Raw genomic sequence first — 18,685 nt, forward strand, 5'->3', positions numbered from 1 at the left:
TCGCTCAGGCCTTGGCAGCCCAAGCCGCCTCTCGGATGAGTTCGCTGACGGTGGGGTGGGGGAAGACGACCTGGCGCAGGTCGGTGATGTTGAGTTCGGTCTCCAGTACCACGGAGGCGCCCCACATCATCTCGGAGGCGTAGCTGCCGACGACGTGGACGCCGAGCACCTGCAGGGTGTCGCCGTCGTAGACGAGCTTCGCGGCGCCGGGCGCCTTGACGCCGTTCTCGGCGACGAAGCGGCCGGACATGGCGCCGGGGACGGTGACGGTCTGCACGTTGCCGCCCTTCGCCTTGGCCTGGGCCTCGGTGAGTCCGATGCCGGCGGCCTCCGGGATGGAGTAGACGGCCCACGGGATGGTGGACCAGCGCATGACCTCGCCCCTGCGGTGCGCCTCCGGGTCGAGGATGTTGGCCGCGGCGATCTCGCCCATGCGGTAGGCGGCGTGGGCCAACAGGGAGCGGCCGGTGACGTCGCCGATGGCCCAGACGCCTGGCAGGTTGGTGCGCATGCGGTCGTCGACCACCACGCCCTTGCCGGAGACCTCGAGGCCGGTGTTCTCGGCGCCCCAGCCCTGCACGGCGGGGCGACGGCCCACGGCCATGAGCACGACGTCGGCCTCCACGGCCTCGTCCGCGCCGGCGGCGGTGGTGTATTTGACGGAGCCGCCGTCGATCGCGGTGACTTTGCAGGACAGCTTGAAGTTCACGTTGCTGAGCGCCTTGCGGAGCATGGGCGCGAGCTCGGCGTCCATGAACGGCACGATCTCGGGAAGCATCTCCACGACGGTGACCTCAGAGCCGAGTGTGGCGAACAGGCTGGCGAACTCCAGCCCGATCACCCCGCCGCCGATCACGGCCAGGCGTGGCGGGATGGACTCGACGGCCAGCATGCCGGTGGAGTCCACCACGTGAGGGTTGTCCTTCGCGCCCGGGATGGGGGGCATGACGGGGACGGAGCCGGTGGCGAGGATCACGTGGTCGCCTGTGTGGGTGGTGCCGTCGACGGTGACCTTGCCGGGCCCCTCGAAGGTGCCGTAGCCCTTGACGACGGTGACGCCGGCCTTCTTCTCCGCGAAGCCCACACCCTTGACCAGGGTGGTCACGGTCTGAGCCTTCCACTTCTGCAACTCGGTCCAGTCCACCGAGATGTCGGAGGTGTGGATGCCGAGCTGGGTGCCGTGCTTGGCGTGCTCGTAGGTCTTGGCCGCGTTGAGCAGGGCCTTGGTGGGAATGCAGCCCACGTTGAGGCAGGTGCCGCCGAGGGCCTCGGCCTCGATGAGGAGGACCTTCTTCCCGGCGTGGCCGAGGCGCTCGGCGCTGATGTAGCCGCCTGGACCTCCGCCCAGGACGATGACGTCGTAGTCACTCATTGGTGCTGGTTCCTCTCAGCCGAGAACGGTGATGTCGATGGCCTCGATGAACTTCACGAGGTCCTGCAGGAAGCGCGCTGCGTCCGCGCCGTCGATGGCCCGGTGGTCCGCGGTGAGCGACAGGCCGATGCGCTGTTCGGCGCCGATGGAGCCGTCGGCGTTGATGGTGACGCGCGGGAAGATGGCGTCGACTCCGAGGATGGCCGTCTGCGGCACGTTGAGCAGCGGGGTGAAGGACTCGATGCCGAAGCCGCCGAGGTTGGTCACCGTGAAGGTGGCGCCGGAGAGCAGGTCGGGGTTGATCGTCCCGCCGATGGCCTCGTTCGCGAGCTGCTTGCTCACCGTGGAGAACTCGCGGAGGCTCATCAGCGACGCGTTGCGCACCGTCGGGACCAGGAGGCCGCGGGGGGTGTCGCAGGCGAAGCCCATGTGGACGCGCTCGAACGTCGTGAGCACGCCTTCGCTGAGGTGCGAGTTGTGCGAGACGTTCTTCGCTGCGGCGCGGACTGCGGCGTAGCCCACGAGGTCGCCGATGGTGACGCCGTTCATGCCGAGCGACGGGTCCGAGTTCTTCAGCTTCCTGCGCAGGTCCAACAGACCCTGCGCATTCGCGGTGGTGGTGTAGGTGAGCTGGGCCGAGGTGGCCAACGAGTTCATCATCCGGTCGGAGATGACCTTGCGGATGCCCTTGACCTTGGTCTCCTCCGACGGGCCGGGGAAGTCTGCGTCGACGGCGCTGGCCGGGCGGGGCGCTGCGGGGACAGCAGCTGCGGCGGCCGGCTGGCCCGGGGCCGCGAGGTCTGCGGTGGTGACGCGGCCGCCGAGGCCGGTGCCCTGGGCCGCGACTCCGTGGGCACCTGCGCGGGCGGCGCCGGTGGTGGCCGAGGTAAGGGCGTCCTTGACGTCGCGCTCGATGACGCGTCCGCCGGGGCCGGAGCCGTCAGCGACTGCGCCGAGGTCCAGCGAGTTGGCGGCGGCGAGGTTGCGGGCGCGGGGGCTGGAGGCGCCGGTGGCGGCTGTGCGCTCCGCCGGGGGGACGGCCTCGGCCGAGGGGGCGGCGACGGGGGCATCGTTCTCGGCGGCGGGTGCTTCGGCGTCGTCGCCGCCCTCGCCCTTCCAGCCGGCCGCGTCGAGCGCGGGCTTGGGGTCTTCCCCTGCGGCGCCCACCACCAGGAGCGGCTCCTTGACCGGGACGTCGTCGCCCTCGGCCCAGAGCAGCGCCAGGACGGTGCCGGCGGCGGAGGTGGGGACCTCCATGGAGGCCTTGTCTGTCTCGACTTCGCAGACGATGGCGTTCTCGGCGATCTCGTCGCCCACCTTCACCTGCCACGAGACGATCAGGCACGACTCGACACTGTTGCCGAGCTGCGGCATGACTACGACGGTTGCCATGAGTTCTGTCCTTCTTACTGGTTGGTTGCTGGGACGACGCGCACCTGGGTGTGTTCCCGCAGTGCTTCGACGGCGCCCTCGGGGAGCCCGTCGTCGGTGATGATTCCGGTGATGCCTGCCAGGGGCAGGAAGCTGACGAAGCCGGCCTGGCCGAACTTCGACGAGTCGGCCAACAGCCAGGTTTCCTCGGCGCGGTCCGTCATGAGGGAGGCCACCTGGCCACCCTCGACGAAGCGGGTGGTCAGGCCGCGCTCAGGCGAGAAGCCGTCCGTGCCCAGAAAGGCCAGCCGCGTGTTGAAGTCCGCGATGGCCCGCTCCGCCAGCGGGCCGACGAACGACTCGGACTCGCGTCGGAAGACGCCGCCGGTGAGGATGACGGTGAGGTCCGGGTTGATCCGGGCCGTATTGAACACCAGGGCGGAGTTGGTGACTACCTGGATGCCCCGTCGGCCCGTGAGGTTGCGCACCAGCATGGCCGTGGTGGTGCCGGCCTCGATCATGATGGTGTCGTCGTCGCGGACCATGGACGCCGCCGCAGCCGCGATGCGCTGCTTGGCCTCGACGTTGAGCTGTTCGCGCTGGAGGATGGACTTGAGCGTGGTGGGGCGGGCCCCGCCGCGGGTGCGCACGAGCATTCCGCGCTGCTCCATGCCACGGAGATCCCCGCGGATGGTCACCTCGGAGACGCCGAGCTGGGCGGCGAGGGAGGTCACCGACAGCGAGCCGTCGTCGGTGAGACGAGACATGATCTCGTGCTCACGCTCGGTGCGCTCGACCGTCACTGGCTGTTCACATCGCTTTCGTTAACTTCCGAAATGCTTTCGATAGACCGACTATAACCCCGGCGATTCGGTTTCGTGCCGCGGGTCGCGAAAGCCTGGGCATCTGCTCATGCGGTCACGATTCGGTCACAGCACCAGCGTCGCATCCAGTGCGGATCTACGCTGGGGGAAGGAGGCTTTCGATGCCCAGTCGTCGGTTTGTACTCGTCACCGCGGGACTCGCGGCCCTCGCCATTCCCCTCACCGCATGCGCCACGGCCGAGCCGGGCGAGATCCGGGGCACCGCCCCGCCGGAGGAGTTCCCGCTGGACACTGCGGGAGTTGCGCAGGCTGCGGGCGCGACGGAGGCGCTGGCCTGGACGCTGCTGGCAGGGAAGACCGGCAACCGGGTGCTGGGCCCGAGTTCGCTCATGTCCGCCATCGCCATGTTGGGCGAGGGCGCTGCCGGGGCGAGCGCCGCGTCGCTCGACTCGACGATCGGCCTGGCCGGGGACGAGCGGTCCGCGGCCGTCGCGGCGCTGCGGCAGGCCCTCGCCGGGTACGACACGCTTCCGGACAGCGTCGACAAGAAGGAGCCGCCGGAGGAGATCGTCGTCCATCAGGCGTCGCAGGTGGTGATCCTGGACGAGGCGATCGTCGAGGAGGCCTTCCTGGACAGGTTGTCGCGGTTCTACGACTCCGGCGTCGCGCGCGTGGACCGGGATGAGGCCAAGGCTGTGCTCGACGCGTGGGCGAAGAAGCACACCGCAGGGCTGATCGAGAAGTCCGCCATCGAGGTAACGCCGGACCTGCAACTCGTGCTGCAGGACGCGGTGCTGTTCGCGGCCAGATGGCGCACGCCGTTCACCAGCGAGTGGCCGGTGCCGTTCACCCCCACCGGTGGCGCCCCGACGGAGGTGCCGGGGATGGCGGAGATCGTGCCGGCCCGGTTCGCGGAGGGGTCGCGGTGGAGCGCGGTACGGCTGCCGTACGACGACGTGCTCGCGATGGACGTGATCCTCCCCTCACCGGGGGTGGCTCCGAGCGAGCTCACCGTCGACGAACTCGTGGCCGTCGCGGAGGGGCTGGAGGCCGCCGGCGAAGGACAGGTCTCCGTCGTCATGCCGACGTCGGACCAGAAGCAGACCTGGGACCTGCTGCAACCCGTCCAGGAGGCCGGGATCGTCCTGTCCGACCTGAGCATGATCCTGCCCGGGGGGGCTTTGGGCCAGCTCGTGCAGCAGGTGACCCTGACGGTGAGCCCGAAGGGCACCGTCGGGGCGGTGCTGACGGAGGGCGCCGTCGGCACGGGGATGCCGTCTTACGACGCCGAGCTCTGGGTGGACCGGCCCTACGTCATGCGGGTGCTGGACACCCGGACACGCTGGCCCATCTTCCTGGCCATCGTCGAGGACCCCGCGGCCCCCAGCGAGTAGCACCCTCCGGTCGGGTCCGGCTCGGCGCCGCCGCGCCGCGGGCTAAGCCCCCAGGCCAAGCGGGAGGAGTTGCGCGACCCAGGCGACCACCATCAGCACCGTCGCGACGAGGGCGGGGGTGGGGCGGCGCCCACCCCTGGCGCCCTCCGGGCCGGCGGCGAGCCACGACTGCAGCTCGGCTGCCGCGGCCTCGGTGGTGGCGCCCGCGCGCACCACGGCCGGGTCGATGCTCAGCATGTCCTCTGGGGCGCGGAGCCGCACACCAACGGCGTGACTGCCGGGCGCGATCAGGTCGACGCGTGCTGGACCCACCACGTCGTCGAGCAGCAGCCCGTACCAGCCGAAGCCCTGCCGGAACCGGCTGAACTCGCCCCAGGACCACGACGTCGCCCAGAACGGCCCGGTCACCACCACGAGGACGGCGAGGATCAGGCGGATGTTGTCGAACCAGTCGCCCCACACCTCCTCGAGCATGAAGGGCACCGCCAGGGCGCCGACCCCCGCCACGGCCAACGCCGCCACCCAGCGCGTCCACCGCCCGTGACGCAGTGCCCACAGCGCCAAGTTCTCCTGAACCGTGGTGGGAGCCGCCTCGTCCACCTCCCAGCCCGGCTGCCCGGGCTTGATGGCACGAAGGAACCGCCGCCGACCCCTGAAGGGCTGGGGCTCCTCAACCTCGGCCAGCCAGACCTGCCCTGTCGCTCTGGCCAACGCCACCGTGGAGCCGTGCGCCCAGCCTCCGACGAGGATGAACGGCTCGGCGCCGTTGGTGTCGGGGCCGATGACGGCCTCGGCCAGCGTCTTCACCTCACCGGTGAGACCCTCCATCTCCTCGGCAACGACCTCGCGGTGGATGTCGTCGGCCCAGTGCGCCAGTTCCATGGCCGTGGCAGGCATGGGCATGTCGGCCAGTTCCTCGTCGTCGTCCTCCTGCTCCCATGCGTCAGCGTCGACGGCGGCCTCGGCCACCCTGTCCCGTTCCGCCAGGCCGTCGAGGTGAGTGAGCTCGAGGGCCGGCCAGTCCGCGTCGGTGGGGAGCACGAGCGCGATCTCGCCGTTGCACACCACCCGCACCGTCACACCGGGCGCGCCCTGCGCCACCAGCCTGGCCCGCCGCCGATGCGGCGCGACGTAGCGTCCCCACACCGCCGCCGCGGCCATGGGCACCGCGGCCACCAGGCCGAGGAGCCACGCCGGATTGTCCTGGCCCGCGCCGACCAGCACTGCCCGCGACCCGTCGGTGAGCACGTCCACCTGATCGCCCACCGCGACGTCGTCGTTCCAGGGGCTCTCGATCTCCCGATCCACGCCGTCGAGAATCACGGTCAGGTACTGGTAGCCGTCCTCGTCCTCCTCGATCGCGGAGACGGGGACGCTCACCAGCGACGCCCCGGCCTCGAACCGGGCCGCGTCCCGCGTCTCCATCTGGTGAATCGCAAGCCCGACGAGGCCAGCCACCACGACCGCCGCCACCCCGCCGACCCCGAGCCATCGACGCAGCGCCGGGGTTGCGGCCCAGGACCCTTCGAATGGCACGCCGATGGCGGGGACCACCACGTCCCCGCGCGGCCGGGAGCGCGAGTCCCGCACGAGAACGAATCCGAGCATCACGGCCGCGGTCAGCCCGGCGGCCCACCACAACGCCTGCTGGCCCGACCAGGCGACGCCGACGACGGCGCACGCGACCGCGCTCCCCAGCGCCACACGCGGCGCGAGCCACACCAGCACGCCGGAGACTGCCACGGTCAGCCCCAGGCCGATCGCGATGTATCCCCCCGACAACAGCGGCGGACGGGCGAACTCGTGGGCCCCGAGGGGCTCGAGCACGCCGATGCCGATGGCAAGGGCGAGGAAGGTCCAGGTGGTCCTCAGCCAGGCCAGGTGGGCGCGGCTGCGACGAAGGTCGCGGACGGAGAGGCGATGCACCCCCGCAGTATGGCTGACCCGTCCGCGCCTGCGTGCGCGGCCCCGGCTGATCCGCCGGTCACCCCGTGGGCGAGGGCTGCGGGCCTCCGCCTCAGCGGGCGCGCCCGTACGATCCGCTGCGCCGTCGTCCGTCATCTCGACCTCGTCTCTGAGCGCCCGCTGCCGGCCACAGCGGCGGTGGGTCCCCTTGTCCCCCTCCATCGCGACGCCCGGAAGCGGCTCGGTGGGCATCTGCCCGGATCCGCCGCGACACTCCCCGTCCGCGGCACCCCGGTGCTGGAATAGTCACAGGGCCTCCGCCCCGCTCTCCCGAAAGGCTCCCATGGACATCCTGTTCGACACCGCCAACCTCGACGACATCGAGCGCCTCACCCCGATCTACCCCGTCACGGGCGTGACGACGAACCCGTCGATCCTCAAGAAGGAGGGCCAGATCGACTTCTACGCCCACCTGAAGCGGATCCGCTCGATCATCGGCCCGAACCGCACGCTTCACGTGCAGGTGCTGGCCAAGGACGCGCAGGGGATGATCGACGAGGCCCACCGCCTGCTGGACAAGATCGACGCCAACGTCTACCCCAAGATCCCCACCACCGAGGCCGGCATCCAGGCCATGCGCACCCTCAAGGAGGAGGGTGTGAGGGTCACGGCGACCGCCATCTATTCCAAGACGCAGGGATTCCTCGCGATCGCGACCGGCGTCGACTACCTGGCGCCCTATTACAACCGCATGCAGAGCCTGGACATCGACACCCGCGGGATGATCAGCACCCTGGCCAGCTTCATCGACCGCTTCGACGCACCGAGCAAGATCATGGCGGCCAGCTTCAAGAACATCTCGCAGGTCTCACACGCTCTGGAGTCGGGCGCGCACGCCGTCACGCTGTCGCCGAAGCTGCTGCGCCAGGCCTTGTCGGCGCCCATGATCGAGGACGCCGTCGACGCCTTCATCTCGGACTGGAAAGAGGTGCACGGGACGACCACGCTCCCCTGAGCGCACCCCGTCATGGTCTGCTGAGGCTCGACGACGCATACCCCCTGGGGTATATACTCCTGTGAAACGAAGGAGTGACCCATGGCCAAGATCATCACAATTGCCACCCCGACCCTCGGCGACCGCAGCTACGTGGTCCACGACGGGAACGTGGCGTTCGTCATCGACCCCCAGCGCGACATCGATCGCGTCACGACGATCCTCGACGACGAGGGCGTGCAGCTGAGTGCAGTCTTCGAGACCCACATCCACAACGACTACGTCACCGGCGGCCTGGCCCTGGCCCGCGAACGCGGCGCGGACTACTACGTCAACGCCGCAGACACGGTGTCGTTCGAGCGCACCCCCATCGTCGACGAGCAGGTGGTGGAGGTGTCACCCACCATGTCGGTCAAGGCGCTGGCCACTCCCGGGCACACGTTCACCCACCTGTCCTACGTCCTCTTCAACCCCACCGCGGACGACGACGGCGCCCAGGGTCAGGCGGTCTTCAGCGGGGGATCCCTGCTGTTCGGTGCCACCGGACGCCCGGACCTGCTCGGCGCCGCGCACACCCACGACCTGGTCCGGCACCAGTACCACTCGGCACACCGCCTCGCCACCGAGCTCCCGGACGCCACGGAAATCATGCCCACGCACGGCTTCGGCAGCTTCTGCGCCGCCACGCAGACCAGCGGCACCGAGTCCACGATCGGGCGCGAGAAGCGCACCAACCCGGTGCTGACGCAGGACGAGGCCGAGTGGATCGACGAGATCCTGGCCGGCCTGGACGTCTACCCCGCCTACTACGCGCACATGGCCCCGGCCAACTCGTCCGGTCCCGGCGCGCCGGACCTCGCCGAACCCACGCAGGCGGACAAGGACGAGATCCGCGCCCGCCTGGAGAAGGGCGAGTGGGTGGTGGACCTGCGCAATCGCACGGCCTACGCCGCCGGACACGTGCCCGGCAGCTTCAACTTCGGCCTGGACGGACAGCTCTCCACCTACATCGGCTGGATGATCCCGTGGGGCACCCCGCTGACGCTCCTCGGCGAGTCGAGGGAGCAGGTGGCCGAGGCGCAGCGGGAGCTGGTGCGCATCGGAATCGAGCACATCGCCGCCAGCGCCACCGGCACCCCGGAGGACTGGACCGACGCCCCCGCCACGCTGCAGCAGGCGAACTTCGGCGACCTCAGCCAGGTCCGGCACCACCGTCAGGTGGAGATCCTCGACGTGCGGCGCACCTCCGAGTACGACACCGCGCACATCGACGGCGCCGTCAACATCCCGCTACACGACCTGCTCACGCGCATCAGCGAGGCCCCAGACGGCGAGATCTGGGTGCACTGCCAGAGCGGCTACCGCTCCTCCATCGCTGGCTCGATCCTGGCGGCGAAGGGCCTCAACGTCGTCATCATCGACGACAACTTCGAGAACGCAGAGAAGAACGGCCTGCCGATGGCGAGTGCGCAGTGAGCACGGCCGATGTCGTCGAGTGCACCATCTCGGAGCTGCACGCCTCCTGGAAGCGGGGCGACTTCATCCTCGACGTCCGTGAACCGGATGAGTACGCCGAGGGCCATGTGCCGTCGGCGATCCTGATCCCGCTCGGCGAGGTCGCGTCGCGGGTCGACGAGGTGCCGACGGACCGCCCCATCTATGTGGTCTGCCGCAGCGGCCGCCGGTCGATGACCGGGGCGCGCGCGCTGGCCGACGCCGGGCGTCAGGCGATCTCCGTCAGCGGCGGGACCCTGGGCTGGATCTCCGCTGGTCTCCCCGTCTCGGCGCGCCTCCACGGGGCGGGCTCAGGCAGCCGATGACGTGGTGGATCGCCCCCCTGGCCATCGCCGTGGGCCTCATCATGGGGGCGCTCGGGGGAGGCGGGGCGATCATCACCGTCCCGGTGCTGGTGTACCTGGCGGGTCAGCCGCCCGCCGCCGCGATGGCCGGCTCGCTGATCGTGGTCAGCGTCACAGCCAGCGCCGGGATGATCGGGCACTGGCGGGCCGGTCTTGTCCGCCCCTCCGAAGGGGTGGCGTTCGCCGCACTGGGCTCCGCGGGGGCGATCGGCGGATCGCTGCTGTCGATGCAGATGCCGGGCAGCGTTCTCATGGCCCTGTTCGCGGTACTGCTGCTCATCGTCGCGGCGGTGATGGCGAAGAAATTCCTTCGCCCGTCGTCGGCCTCGCCGCGCCATGTGCCGCCCATGATTGAACGCGAACCGCTTCGCGTCAACTGGCGCCAGGTCGGCCTCGTGGCGCTGACCGCGACCGGGGTAGGCCTGCTCACAGGGTTCTTCGGAGTGGGTGGCGGGTTCGCCATCGTCCCCGCCCTCGTGCTCGCCCTGGGGTTCACGATGCAGCAGGCGGTGGCCACGTCTCTGCTGGTCATCGTCCTCAACTCGCTGGTGGCGCTCGCCACCAGGCTGACGGTGGCCACCGACATCGACTGGACGATGATCGGATGGTTCAGCGCGCTGGCCGCCGTCGGCGCCATCCTCGGCGGCAGGGTGGGCCGACGGCTCCCGGCCAGGACCCTGGGCCTCGGTTTCGCGGCGCTGCTCGGCGTGACCTCGCTGGCGATCCTGGCTCAGACGTTGACGGGCTTGATCACCCAGTAGTCCTCGATGACGGCGCGGATCTCCGCGATCGTCGCCTCATCGAGGCCCCCGTCGCCGGTGACGGCCACCCAGCCGTCGATCATCACGTCGCCGAACGCGTGCCCGTGCCTGGCGGGGACGTCCACGCTGACAAGCATGTCCAGGAAGACCTGGACCGCCGTCACCACCGGGATCCAGCGCATGTGCGGGCTCACGTCCGGCGCCCTGCCGCCCTCGGTCAACCACTCCGGGCGCTGCCAGATGAGCTCAGGCCCCAGCCACGTGATCGGATCAGTTGCGTGCTGGAGGATGGCCACCCGCGGCTCGGACCAGTCCCCCTCCAGCGTGTCGAAGTCTCCGGACTGCGAGGCCCAGCGCACCCGTTGCCCGCCGTCGAGGACCGGCTGCCACGGCGGTGATCCTGCGTCGCGCGTCGCCTGCAGCTCCTGCCACAGGGGCGTGGCGTAGGTGGGCCCGACGAGCAGCGCACCCTGGGTGCGCTCGGTGAGCGCATCCACGCTGCCGAATGCGTTCATCAGGCCCTGGGCGCCGAGGCTGAGCCCGTAGACCACCAGCTTGGGACGCTCGTCCTCCGGCAGGGTGAGCCAGTGGCCCCGCACCCCGGTGAACAGCGCGGAGGCGGCCTCGACCGTGAGCTCCGGCGCCGTGACCGCGGACACGAAGCTCGGCGTGTAGGCGTACTGGAGGGCCACCGTGGCGGTGTCACCCGAGTGCAGGTACTCGACGGAGTCCACGCCCTGCGGCTCCACCCAGCCTGAGCCGGTGGTGGCCGCGACCACGAGCACCTCGCGCTCGAAGCCGCCGGTGCGCACGAGTTCCCGTACGGCGGTGGCCACCCGGTCCGCGAGCGTTCCGCCGGCCCCGACGCCCACATACACGCGCACGGGCGTCATCGCCGGCTTCCCCGTGAGCGCGCTGATCTCGTTGGCCGTCGGGCCACCGGTGACGAAGTCTCCACCCTGGCGCCCCAGTTCCTCGAACGACACCTCCGACCCCGGCCCGCCTGAGCGCTCCGGGGAGTCCGGCGCGACGACACCGCCCGCCGGCTGGCCGTTGATGCCCCGGTATGCGACGTTGAGCAGCCCGAAGAAGCCGATGCCCAGCAGGACCAGGATCAGGACCGACGCCACGGCGGCCCGGAGGCTCGCCAGTTTGAGGGCGACGGCGGGGGTGCGTCCGCCCTCCACCATCCGACCCAGCGTGCGCCGCCACGCGGAGCGGACCAGGCGGCCGAGTCCGAGGCTCGCCAGGCTGGCAACAGCCAACGCCAGCACGAACCCGAGAATGTTGACGTTGTCCTGCGGGGGCAGCTCGACGAGGCGGCGCACCTCGTTCTGCGCGGCGACGCCGCCGATCATGGCAGCGATCAGGACCGCGCCGTACAGGGGCCATCCCACCAGACGCAGCCAATGCAGCCACTCCTGCGGTGGACGCCACCGGGTCAGCCTCGCCCCCAGGACGGCCAGCGCCACGCCGATCAGGTAGCCGACGCCGAACACGATGCCGGAGCCCACACCCTGCAGGACCGCGGGCCTCGGAAGCAGCGACGGCGTGAGCGACAGCGCCAGCAGGACGGCCCCCACCGCGACACCTACCGGGTTCAGGCTGCGCAGAAACTGCTGAAGGTGCTGCTTCATGTGACCCTCCGTGTGCGGTGCGGGTCCAACGCCCCCACCGGGCGTACCGCCGGCACACGGGCTACGGCAGTGTGCCTCGTGGGCACCTCCCCCGATCCGGGGGGACGCGTCCCTAGGATGAGCCCATGGCAGATCCTGCGGCACCCCGGCGTCGGTGGCTGTCGGCCGCAGATGTGGTCGATGTCTTCGTCTACGTGGTGGTCCTCAACCTGGCCGCGGAGTATATGCCCGCTGTGATCTCAGAGACTTTCACTCTCTCGTTGCTCACGGCCGTCATCCTCAAGCTGGTGCTGGAGGTGGTGGTGGCACTGAAGGATCGGGCCAAGGCACGCTTCAAGGCAGCCACGACACCAGTGGGCCGCATCGTTGCTGGTCTCATGCTCTGGGCACTGCTCATCAGCAGCAAGTTCGTCGTGCTGGAGCTGATCGCCCTGCTCTTCGGCGACAGCGTGAAACTCGGCGGCTTCTGGGCAGTCACCGCTCTCATCCTCGTCCTCATGTTCGCCCGCGCCGGGGTACGCCGGCTCCTTGCCGGCCCGGATTCCACCGCCTAACCCACCCCGGCCCGCCGCCCGTCAACCAGAGGCGTACGATTCAATCATGCTTGAATCAAGCCTCATTGAACTGACCCTGCGCGAGGACCGCGCGGTGGCGGTGCTGCAGGCCGTCGCGGACCCCATCCGGTGGCGGGTGCTGTCGCGGCTGTCGTCGTCGACACAATGCGTCTGTGACCTCCAGGCCACGATCGACATCGCCCCCAACCTGCTCAGCTACCACCTCAAGGTGCTGCGCGAGGCGGGCCTGATCGTCGGCACCCGTCGCGGCCGCTGGATCGACTACACGCTGGCCGACGGCGCCGCCGCGCTGGCCCGCTCCGCCCTGCCCGGCGAGTTGAGAGGCTGACCGGTGTCCGCGACACTCACCCCCCGCTCCACCAGAGGCCTGATCGCCGCCCTGGCGGCGGCCGCCGTCGTCTGGGCCGGGCTGTACGCGCTCAACGAGGTCCTCTGGGACGCACTGTTCGAGCGCGCCATGGGGCTGGACCTGGCCCAGCGCATCCCAGGCGCCGTCCACTTCTTCCTGTACGACACCTCCAAGATCCTCCTGCTGCTGGTCGGCATGATCTTCGTGATCGGCCTGGTTCGCACCACGCTGCGCCCCGAGCGGGTGCGCGTGTTCCTGGAGGGGAAGCCGCTGTGGCTCTCGCTCGTGTTGGCCGCCCTGTTCGGGGCCATCACACCGTTCTGCTCCTGCAGCTCCATCCCGCTGTTCATCGGCTTCGTGGGCGCGGGCATCCCGCTGGCAGTCACACTGACGTTCCTCATCGCGTCTCCGCTGGTCAACGAGGTGGCCGTCGTGCTGCTGGCAGACACCTTCGGGATCCCCAACACCATCGCCTACGTGGTCGCGGGGCTGACCGCAGCCGTGACCCTGGGCTTCATCTACAGCCGGCTCAAGCTGGACCACCTCGTCGCGGACTTCGTCTTCAAGACCCCCGTCGCCGTGTTGCACGCCGACGGCCACCGCCCGACACTGCACGAGAGGGTGGAGGCGGCCCTCGAGGAGACCCGCGACATTGTGGGCCGGGTCTGGAAGTGGATCCTCGTCGGCGTCGGAGTGGGCGCGGTCATCCACGGCTGGGTGCCCACCGATTTCTTCGCCACCTACGCCGGCGCGGACAACCCGTTCGCGGTCGTGCTCGCCACGCTGGCCGGCGTGCCCCTGTACGCCAACGCGGCAGGGGTGATCCCCATCGCCGAAGCGCTGTGGACCAAGGGCATGGCGCTTGGCACGGTGATGTCGTTCATGATGGCCACCGTCGCCCTGTCCCTGCCGGAGTTCATCCTGCTCAAGCAGGTGCTCAAGCCCAAGCTCCTGGCGCTGTACTTCGGCAGCGTCGCGATGGCCATCATGGCCATCGGATTCGTCTTCAACCTGTTCGTCTGACCCAAGAGAGAAGGAACCCCCATGCTGATCAAGGTCCTCGGCCCCGGCTGCAAGAACTGCGTCAACCTCGAGAAGAACGTCCGGGAAGCGCTGACCCGGCTCGGCGTCGACGCCGACGTGGAGAAGGTCACCGAATACGCCGACATCATGGCCCACGGCGTGATGTCCACCCCCGGGTTGGTCATCGACGGCGACGTCGTCTCCTACGGTCGCGTTCCCACGCCCACCCAGATCGTGGAGCTGATCCAAGCCCGCTAGGAGTGCCCCGATAGGGTCGGGGGATGCGTGGTGAGTACAAGGTCCCGGGCGGCAAGCTGGTCGCGGTCGATGTGGAGAGTGACGACGGCCAGATCACCGAGGCCGCGGTCTCGGGGGACTTCTTCCTGGAGCCCGACGAGGCGCTCGACGACATCAACGGCGCCCTGCTCGGCATGCCGGACACGTCGTCTGTCGCGGATCTCGCCGCCGCCATCGTCGCCCGGCTGGACCCCGCCGCGACACTGATCGGCTTCACCCCCGAGGCAGTGGGCATCGCGGTGCGCCGCGCCCTGGGGCACGCCTCCGACTGGTCGGATCATCTGTTCGACGTCATAGGCCCAGTCTCGATGGATCCGCGGATGCACGTCGCCCTCGACGAGGTGATCGCAGGCAGGCTCGCCCGGGGCGAGGCCAACCCCAGCCTCCGCATCTGGGACTGGGACCAGCCGCTGGTGGTGATCGGATCCTTCCAGTCCTACCGCAACGAGATCGACGACGAGGGCCGGGGGCGCCACGGCATCAACGTGGTGCGCCGGATCACCGGTGGGGGCGCCATGTTCATGGAGCCGGGCAACTGCGTGACCTACTCCCTCGTCGTGCCGGCGTCCCTGGTGGAGGGGTTGAGCTTTGAGCGCAGCTACGAGTTCCTGGATCAGTGGGTGATGGGTGCGCTCGCCGAGCTGGGCGTGAACGCCCGCTACGTGCCGCTCAACGACATCGCCTCGGACAAGGGGAAGATCGCCGGCGCCGCTCAGCGTCGCGTGACGGGCGGCGTGGTGGTGCACCACGTGACGATGGCCTACGACATCGACGCGGACAAGATGCTCGAGGTGTTGCGCATCGGCCGCGAGAAGCTTTCCGACAAGGGCACGAAGTCCGCGAATAAGAGGGTGGACCCGCTGCGATCTCAGACCCGCCTCCCCCGCGATCAGATCATTGCGTCGTTCCTCGCCCATTTCGAGGGGCGCTACGCCACCCAGCGTCGGGGCTACACCGAAGACGAGTTGGCCGCCGCTCAGCACCTGGTGGAGACGAAGTTCTCCTCCGAGGCGTGGACCAAGCGGATCCCCTGACCTCGCTCCTCTGAGGAGTTGCACGTCGCGAAGCGACCGTGGGACCCACTACCCCGCTCACTGAGGAGTTCCGCGTCGCGAAGCGACCGTGGGACGTCTCGAAGGGTCGTCACTCAAACCCGCAGCAAGAACCCTTGCCAGGTCACGACACGACCCTTCGAGACGGCACCCGCGCCTACGGCGGTGCGCCTCCTCAGGGATCGAAGGGAAGACAGCGCCACCCCCGCTTCAGCGGTGCACCTCCTCAGGGATCGAGTCACCGGACACTTACTCGCCGGGCTGGCGGACCCCGACAGTGAGGATCAGGTTCGCGTACAGCCGCTGGTCCGCGCTCACGATCACCACGGACACGTCCTCGGACTTCGCCACGTCGTAGAAGTCCCACCGCGGGATCTCCACCACCTCGATGCCCGGCAATGCCGCGCGGTACTCGTCGTGCGCCGGGATGGACTCGGGCACCTCTGTGGCGTCCGCGGCGGGGACCATGATCCCCGCCTGCTCGATCGGGATGGTGAGCTTCAGCACCTCGAGGATGTCTGAGACCGTCAGCAGCCCGGGCGCCAGGTTGAGGTAGATCCGCTCCGCCGAGACGGGGGCGCCGGTGGCCGCCGGGTAGTTGCCGTCGGTGATGAGGACCTTGGAGCTGTGGCCGGCGCGACCGAGGGCGCCGAGGAGCTGGGGGTGGGTCATGGGTCCGTAGAGCATTGTTCTCCTTTGATCTGGGCCGACGCGGAGGGCCTCCGGCGGATTGGGTTGTCCTGAGGTTCAACGGCCGAAGGGGTGAACCGGGACGGTGCACGGCTTCCTGCCGCCGTGGTGATCACGTGCTGGAGCGCACCACCAGGGTGGGCGTGATGATGGCGGAGTGGGCCTCGTCACCGTTGAGCAGGAGGCTCAGCGCTGCCACGGCCGCTTCTCCCACCGCCCGAAAGTCCTGACGGACGGTGGTCAGCGGCGGCAGGAACGACTCCGAGCCCAACGCGTCGTCGAACCCCACCACCCGGACCTCGCCGGGCACCCTCCGCCCCGCCAACTGGAGTGCGGTCATGGAGCCCAGTGCGAGGTGGTCGTTGGCCGCGAAGATCCCGTCCACGCGCCCATCCAGACCGGCCATCAACGGGCTGGCATCCGCGGCGTCCCAGGATCCGGCCTGGAGGACGATCGGCTCGAGGTTGGCCGCCGCGCAGCCGGCGAGGTAGCCCTCGTGGCGCAACCGCGCGTCGATCCATTCGGTGGGCCCCTCCACGTGGGCGATCCGCGTGGCCCCCCGCCCGACGAGGTGTTCGACGGCCATCACCGCCCCCGCCCGGTGATCCACCGCGACCCCGACGGCCAGCGGCGGCAGCTCGTTGACCTGACCCACGTAGACCGTGGGCAGCCGGCTGGCCACCGTGTTGACCCACTCCCCCGGCTCGTAGCGTCCGCCGAGGATCACCACACCGTCTGCCCCTACCGGCACCAGTTCGCGCAGCGCAAGCCCGCCGAGCTCAAACCTGACGACGGAGGTGGAGATGTGCAGGCCCAGCGCCGCCAGCTGCTGGCAGATCACGACGTAGGTGGTGGCGTGGCCGTGGAGCAGCGGCACCGCGTCGATGATGTGAATGGACCCGGTGCGCCGGGCCGACAGTGAACGCGCCGCCATGTTGGGCCGGTAGTTGAGCTCCTCAATGGCGGCCAGCACGCGGGCGCGCGTGGCCTCGGCCACCACGTCCACGCCGCGCACCACCCGCGATGCCGTCTGCATCGAGACCCCCGCGGCCTCGGCGATGTCGCGGAGATTCGCCCGCTCCCCCCGCCTGCTCATGGCCGCGGCTCGTAGCGCACGGTTCTCGCCGACGCGCCGATCACGGCGTTGCGGTCCCGCGGATCCAGCTGGCCCATGATCTCGAGCTGCGCGAGCAGCGAGCCGAGGACGGAGGCCTCCACCGGCCCGGCGATGACCGGCACCCCGATCGCGTCGGCGGTGAGCTGGCAGAGCAGCGCGTTGCGGGAGCCACCACCGACGAGGTTCAGCTGCTTGGCTGAGCGGCCGGTGAGGGCCGCGAGATCCGCCGCCCCTCGCGCGTACCGGGCGGCAAACGACTCGAGGACCACCCTCACGACGGCCCCCTCGTCGAGCCCCTCCACGTCAGCGCCCTGGGCGCGCAGCGCGTCGGTCACCCGCCCCACCATGCCTCCGGGCTGCGCGAACTGCGGCTCGTCGGGGTTGATCAGGTAGCCCAGCGGCTCGGCGGCCCTGGCCCGCCCCACCAGTTCCACGATGTCGTGGACGCCGCCGGTGGCCCTCCACTCACGCTGGCACTCCTGCAGGATCCACAGCCCCGTGATGTTGAACAGGGGGCGTAGCCCGTCGTCGGCGCGGGCCTCGTTGGTGAGGCCCAACTGGTACGCCTCCCGCGACATGAGCGGCTCGTCGCGGAGCACGCCCAACACGGACCAGGACCCGCAGGACAGGAAGAGGGACTCGTCGTCCACGTCGCGCTGAAGTGCGTGAACCGCGCAAGCGGTGTCGTGCGCACCGGCGGTGACCACCGACAGCTGCTCCAACCCGGCGACGGTGCACGGCCCGACGACGGCGTGTTCGCGGGTGACCTCCCCCACCCAGCGGCGCGGGATGCCGAGCGCGTCGAACACCTCGTCGCTGAACTCATCGGCCCCCGGGCGGCAGAGACCCGTCGATGACGCGTGTGACCGGGACCAGCCCCGGACCCCGGAAAGCAGGTAGGTGAAGTAGTCGGGCAGCAGGAGGATCTGATCCACCCTCGCCGCCACCTCCGGCTCCTCCGTCAGGAAGGCGAACAGCTGGTTGGCGGTGTTGATGGTGGCCGGCGCGATGCCGGTGGCGTCCCAGGCGGCCTGGTCGCTGAGCCGAGCGCGGAACGCTGCGTGCGTCCGGGCGGTGCGTTCGTCGCGGTACGCGCGGCCGGGGGTGAGCCGATCGCCTTCGGCATCGAGGGGGACGTAGTCCACGCCCCAGGTGTCGACGGAGACGCTGATGGCGTCTGGGAAGCGGGCGACGGCGTCCCGCAGCCCCGCGACCACCTCGGCCCAGATGAAGTCCAGATCCCACGCCAGGTAGCCGCCGCGCAGCATCGCCTCGTGGGCGAACCTCCGCACCTCCACCTCCTCAACCCTGCCGTCGCGGAAGGTGCCGGCGATGACCCGGCCCGACGACGAGCCGAGGTCCACGGCCAGCGCGGTGACTGGATTCACGGTGGTCCTCCTGGTGGGATCGGGACGGCGGGGGGTTAAACCCCGCCGCGTTCCCAGTATGGGTCGCGGCGGGGTCA

At 69.9% G+C, this 18,685-nt stretch carries 19 protein-coding genes; 11 read left to right on the forward strand and 8 right to left on the reverse strand.

Annotated elements, in window-relative coordinates; translation table 11 throughout:
- Positions 1-4: 4 nt before the first annotated feature.
- The 3 genes from lpdA to ACX1D1_RS14325 are packed head-to-tail and all read right to left on the reverse strand — an operon-like array spanning position 5 to position 3,546.
- Complete coding sequence (gene lpdA / locus ACX1D1_RS14315) at positions 5-1,372, reverse strand: dihydrolipoyl dehydrogenase (protein WP_459055034.1); 1,368 nt, start codon at positions 1,370-1,372, stop codon at positions 5-7.
- A 15-nt stretch (positions 1,373-1,387) separates the two neighbouring features.
- Complete coding sequence (locus ACX1D1_RS14320; protein ID WP_459055036.1) at positions 1,388-2,764, reverse strand: dihydrolipoamide acetyltransferase family protein; 1,377 nt, start codon at positions 2,762-2,764, stop codon at positions 1,388-1,390.
- Between the two features lie 14 nt (positions 2,765-2,778).
- A complete protein-coding gene (locus ACX1D1_RS14325) occupies positions 2,779-3,546 on the reverse strand; it encodes a DeoR/GlpR family DNA-binding transcription regulator (protein ID WP_459055038.1) in 768 nt (255 codons plus the stop codon).
- 182 nt (positions 3,547-3,728) lie between these two features.
- Here ACX1D1_RS14325 and ACX1D1_RS14330 point away from each other — a divergent pair, with 182 nt between their 5' ends.
- Positions 3,729-4,961, forward strand: a complete 1,233-nt coding sequence (locus tag ACX1D1_RS14330; RefSeq protein ID WP_459055040.1) for a serpin family protein — start codon at positions 3,729-3,731, stop codon at positions 4,959-4,961.
- Between the two features lie 42 nt (positions 4,962-5,003).
- Here ACX1D1_RS14330 and ACX1D1_RS14335 read toward each other — a convergent pair whose 3' ends face one another.
- The gene (locus tag ACX1D1_RS14335; RefSeq protein WP_459055041.1) at positions 5,004-6,887 is read right to left on the reverse strand and encodes a hypothetical protein; all 1,884 of its coding nucleotides are present in this window, start codon (positions 6,885-6,887) and stop codon (positions 5,004-5,006) included.
- A 9-nt stretch (positions 6,888-6,896) separates the two neighbouring features.
- On the opposite strand from ACX1D1_RS14335, the gene ACX1D1_RS14340 reads away from it, so the two are divergent.
- The 5 genes from ACX1D1_RS14340 (at position 6,897) to ACX1D1_RS14360 (ending at position 10,480) form a co-directional block, all read left to right on the forward strand.
- Positions 6,897-7,172, forward strand: a complete 276-nt coding sequence (locus tag ACX1D1_RS14340; protein WP_459055043.1) for a hypothetical protein — start codon at positions 6,897-6,899, stop codon at positions 7,170-7,172.
- Between the two features lie 37 nt (positions 7,173-7,209).
- A complete protein-coding gene (locus ACX1D1_RS14345) occupies positions 7,210-7,881 on the forward strand; it encodes a fructose-6-phosphate aldolase (RefSeq protein ID WP_182781661.1) in 672 nt (223 codons plus the stop codon).
- An 81-nt stretch (positions 7,882-7,962) separates the two neighbouring features.
- Positions 7,963-9,336, forward strand: a complete 1,374-nt coding sequence (locus ACX1D1_RS14350; protein WP_459055045.1) for a rhodanese-like domain-containing protein — start codon at positions 7,963-7,965, stop codon at positions 9,334-9,336.
- Positions 9,333-9,680, forward strand: a complete 348-nt coding sequence (locus ACX1D1_RS14355) for a rhodanese-like domain-containing protein (protein ID WP_459055047.1) — start codon at positions 9,333-9,335, stop codon at positions 9,678-9,680. The genes ACX1D1_RS14350 and ACX1D1_RS14355 overlap by 4 nt, the downstream gene beginning before the upstream one ends.
- Positions 9,677-10,480, forward strand: a complete 804-nt coding sequence (locus tag ACX1D1_RS14360; RefSeq protein ID WP_459055049.1) for a sulfite exporter TauE/SafE family protein — start codon at positions 9,677-9,679, stop codon at positions 10,478-10,480. Before ACX1D1_RS14355 ends, ACX1D1_RS14360 begins: the two co-directional genes overlap by 4 nt.
- On the opposite strand, the gene ACX1D1_RS14365 is transcribed toward ACX1D1_RS14360, so the two are convergent.
- Positions 10,450-12,117, reverse strand: a complete 1,668-nt coding sequence (locus ACX1D1_RS14365) for an alpha/beta hydrolase (protein WP_459055051.1) — start codon at positions 12,115-12,117, stop codon at positions 10,450-10,452. The two genes, ACX1D1_RS14360 and ACX1D1_RS14365, sit on opposite strands and share 31 nt — an antisense overlap.
- A gap of 125 nt (positions 12,118-12,242) precedes the next feature.
- Here ACX1D1_RS14365 and ACX1D1_RS14370 point away from each other — a divergent pair, with 125 nt between their 5' ends.
- From ACX1D1_RS14370 to lplAB, 5 genes are read left to right on the forward strand one after another with little or no spacing between them, the layout of a single operon-like run.
- Positions 12,243-12,671 carry a hypothetical protein gene (locus ACX1D1_RS14370; RefSeq protein ID WP_459055053.1) on the forward strand — a complete coding sequence of 143 codons (429 nt, stop codon included), beginning with the start codon at positions 12,243-12,245 and terminating at the stop codon, positions 12,669-12,671.
- A gap of 46 nt (positions 12,672-12,717) precedes the next feature.
- Entirely contained in the window at positions 12,718-13,020 is a 303-nt protein-coding gene (locus ACX1D1_RS14375; RefSeq protein WP_459055055.1) for an ArsR/SmtB family transcription factor, read from the forward strand.
- Positions 13,021-13,023: 3 nt separating this feature from the next.
- Entirely contained in the window at positions 13,024-14,064 is a 1,041-nt protein-coding gene (locus tag ACX1D1_RS14380; RefSeq protein WP_220489039.1) for a permease, read from the forward strand.
- 21 nt (positions 14,065-14,085) lie between these two features.
- Positions 14,086-14,322: a thioredoxin family protein gene (locus ACX1D1_RS14385; RefSeq protein ID WP_182798685.1), complete on the forward strand. Its 237-nt coding sequence runs from the start codon at positions 14,086-14,088 to the stop codon at positions 14,320-14,322.
- 23 nt (positions 14,323-14,345) lie between these two features.
- On the forward strand, positions 14,346-15,395 hold the full coding sequence (gene lplAB / locus ACX1D1_RS14390; protein WP_459055057.1) for a lipoate-protein ligase LplAB: 1,050 nt from the start codon (positions 14,346-14,348) through the stop codon (positions 15,393-15,395).
- Positions 15,396-15,662: 267 nt separating this feature from the next.
- Here the strand turns inward: lplAB and ACX1D1_RS14395 are convergent, their stop codons facing one another.
- The 3 genes from ACX1D1_RS14395 to ACX1D1_RS14405 form a co-directional block, all read right to left on the reverse strand.
- Positions 15,663-16,100 carry an RbsD/FucU family protein gene (locus tag ACX1D1_RS14395; RefSeq protein WP_182781652.1) on the reverse strand — a complete coding sequence of 146 codons (438 nt, stop codon included), beginning with the start codon at positions 16,098-16,100 and terminating at the stop codon, positions 15,663-15,665.
- A gap of 115 nt (positions 16,101-16,215) precedes the next feature.
- The gene (locus ACX1D1_RS14400; RefSeq protein ID WP_459055060.1) at positions 16,216-17,199 is read right to left on the reverse strand and encodes a LacI family DNA-binding transcriptional regulator; all 984 of its coding nucleotides are present in this window, start codon (positions 17,197-17,199) and stop codon (positions 16,216-16,218) included.
- On the reverse strand, positions 17,196-18,608 hold the full coding sequence (locus ACX1D1_RS14405; protein ID WP_459055061.1) for a rhamnulokinase: 1,413 nt from the start codon (positions 18,606-18,608) through the stop codon (positions 17,196-17,198). The genes ACX1D1_RS14400 and ACX1D1_RS14405 overlap by 4 nt, the downstream gene beginning before the upstream one ends.
- Positions 18,609-18,685 lie beyond the last annotated feature (77 nt).

It is taken from the genome of Tessaracoccus luoxuelianae (genome assembly GCF_054483915.1).

Bases quoted from the DNA above. Each gene is read 5' to 3' on its own strand.
- ACX1D1_RS14360 (WP_459055049.1), top strand. From the start codon at position 9,677: ATGACGTGGTGGATCGCCCCCCTGGCCATCGCCGTGGGCCTCATCATG.
- lplAB (WP_459055057.1), top strand. From the start codon at position 14,346: ATGCGTGGTGAGTACAAGGTCCCGGGCGGCAAGCTGGTCGCGGTCGAT.
- ACX1D1_RS14345 (WP_182781661.1), top strand. From the start codon at position 7,210: ATGGACATCCTGTTCGACACCGCCAACCTCGACGACATCGAGCGCCTC.
- ACX1D1_RS14385 (WP_182798685.1), top strand. From the start codon at position 14,086: ATGCTGATCAAGGTCCTCGGCCCCGGCTGCAAGAACTGCGTCAACCTC.
- ACX1D1_RS14330 (WP_459055040.1), top strand. From the start codon at position 3,729: ATGCCCAGTCGTCGGTTTGTACTCGTCACCGCGGGACTCGCGGCCCTC.
- ACX1D1_RS14370 (WP_459055053.1), top strand. From the start codon at position 12,243: ATGGCAGATCCTGCGGCACCCCGGCGTCGGTGGCTGTCGGCCGCAGAT.
- ACX1D1_RS14400 (WP_459055060.1), bottom strand. From the start codon at position 17,199: ATGAGCAGGCGGGGGGAGCGGGCGAATCTCCGCGACATCGCCGAGGCC.
- ACX1D1_RS14365 (WP_459055051.1), bottom strand. From the start codon at position 12,117: ATGAAGCAGCACCTTCAGCAGTTTCTGCGCAGCCTGAACCCGGTAGGT.
- ACX1D1_RS14320 (WP_459055036.1), bottom strand. From the start codon at position 2,764: ATGGCAACCGTCGTAGTCATGCCGCAGCTCGGCAACAGTGTCGAGTCG.
- ACX1D1_RS14375 (WP_459055055.1), top strand. From the start codon at position 12,718: ATGCTTGAATCAAGCCTCATTGAACTGACCCTGCGCGAGGACCGCGCG.
- ACX1D1_RS14395 (WP_182781652.1), bottom strand. From the start codon at position 16,100: ATGCTCTACGGACCCATGACCCACCCCCAGCTCCTCGGCGCCCTCGGT.
- ACX1D1_RS14340 (WP_459055043.1), top strand. From the start codon at position 6,897: ATGGCTGACCCGTCCGCGCCTGCGTGCGCGGCCCCGGCTGATCCGCCG.
- lpdA (WP_459055034.1), bottom strand. From the start codon at position 1,372: ATGAGTGACTACGACGTCATCGTCCTGGGCGGAGGTCCAGGCGGCTAC.
- ACX1D1_RS14350 (WP_459055045.1), top strand. From the start codon at position 7,963: ATGGCCAAGATCATCACAATTGCCACCCCGACCCTCGGCGACCGCAGC.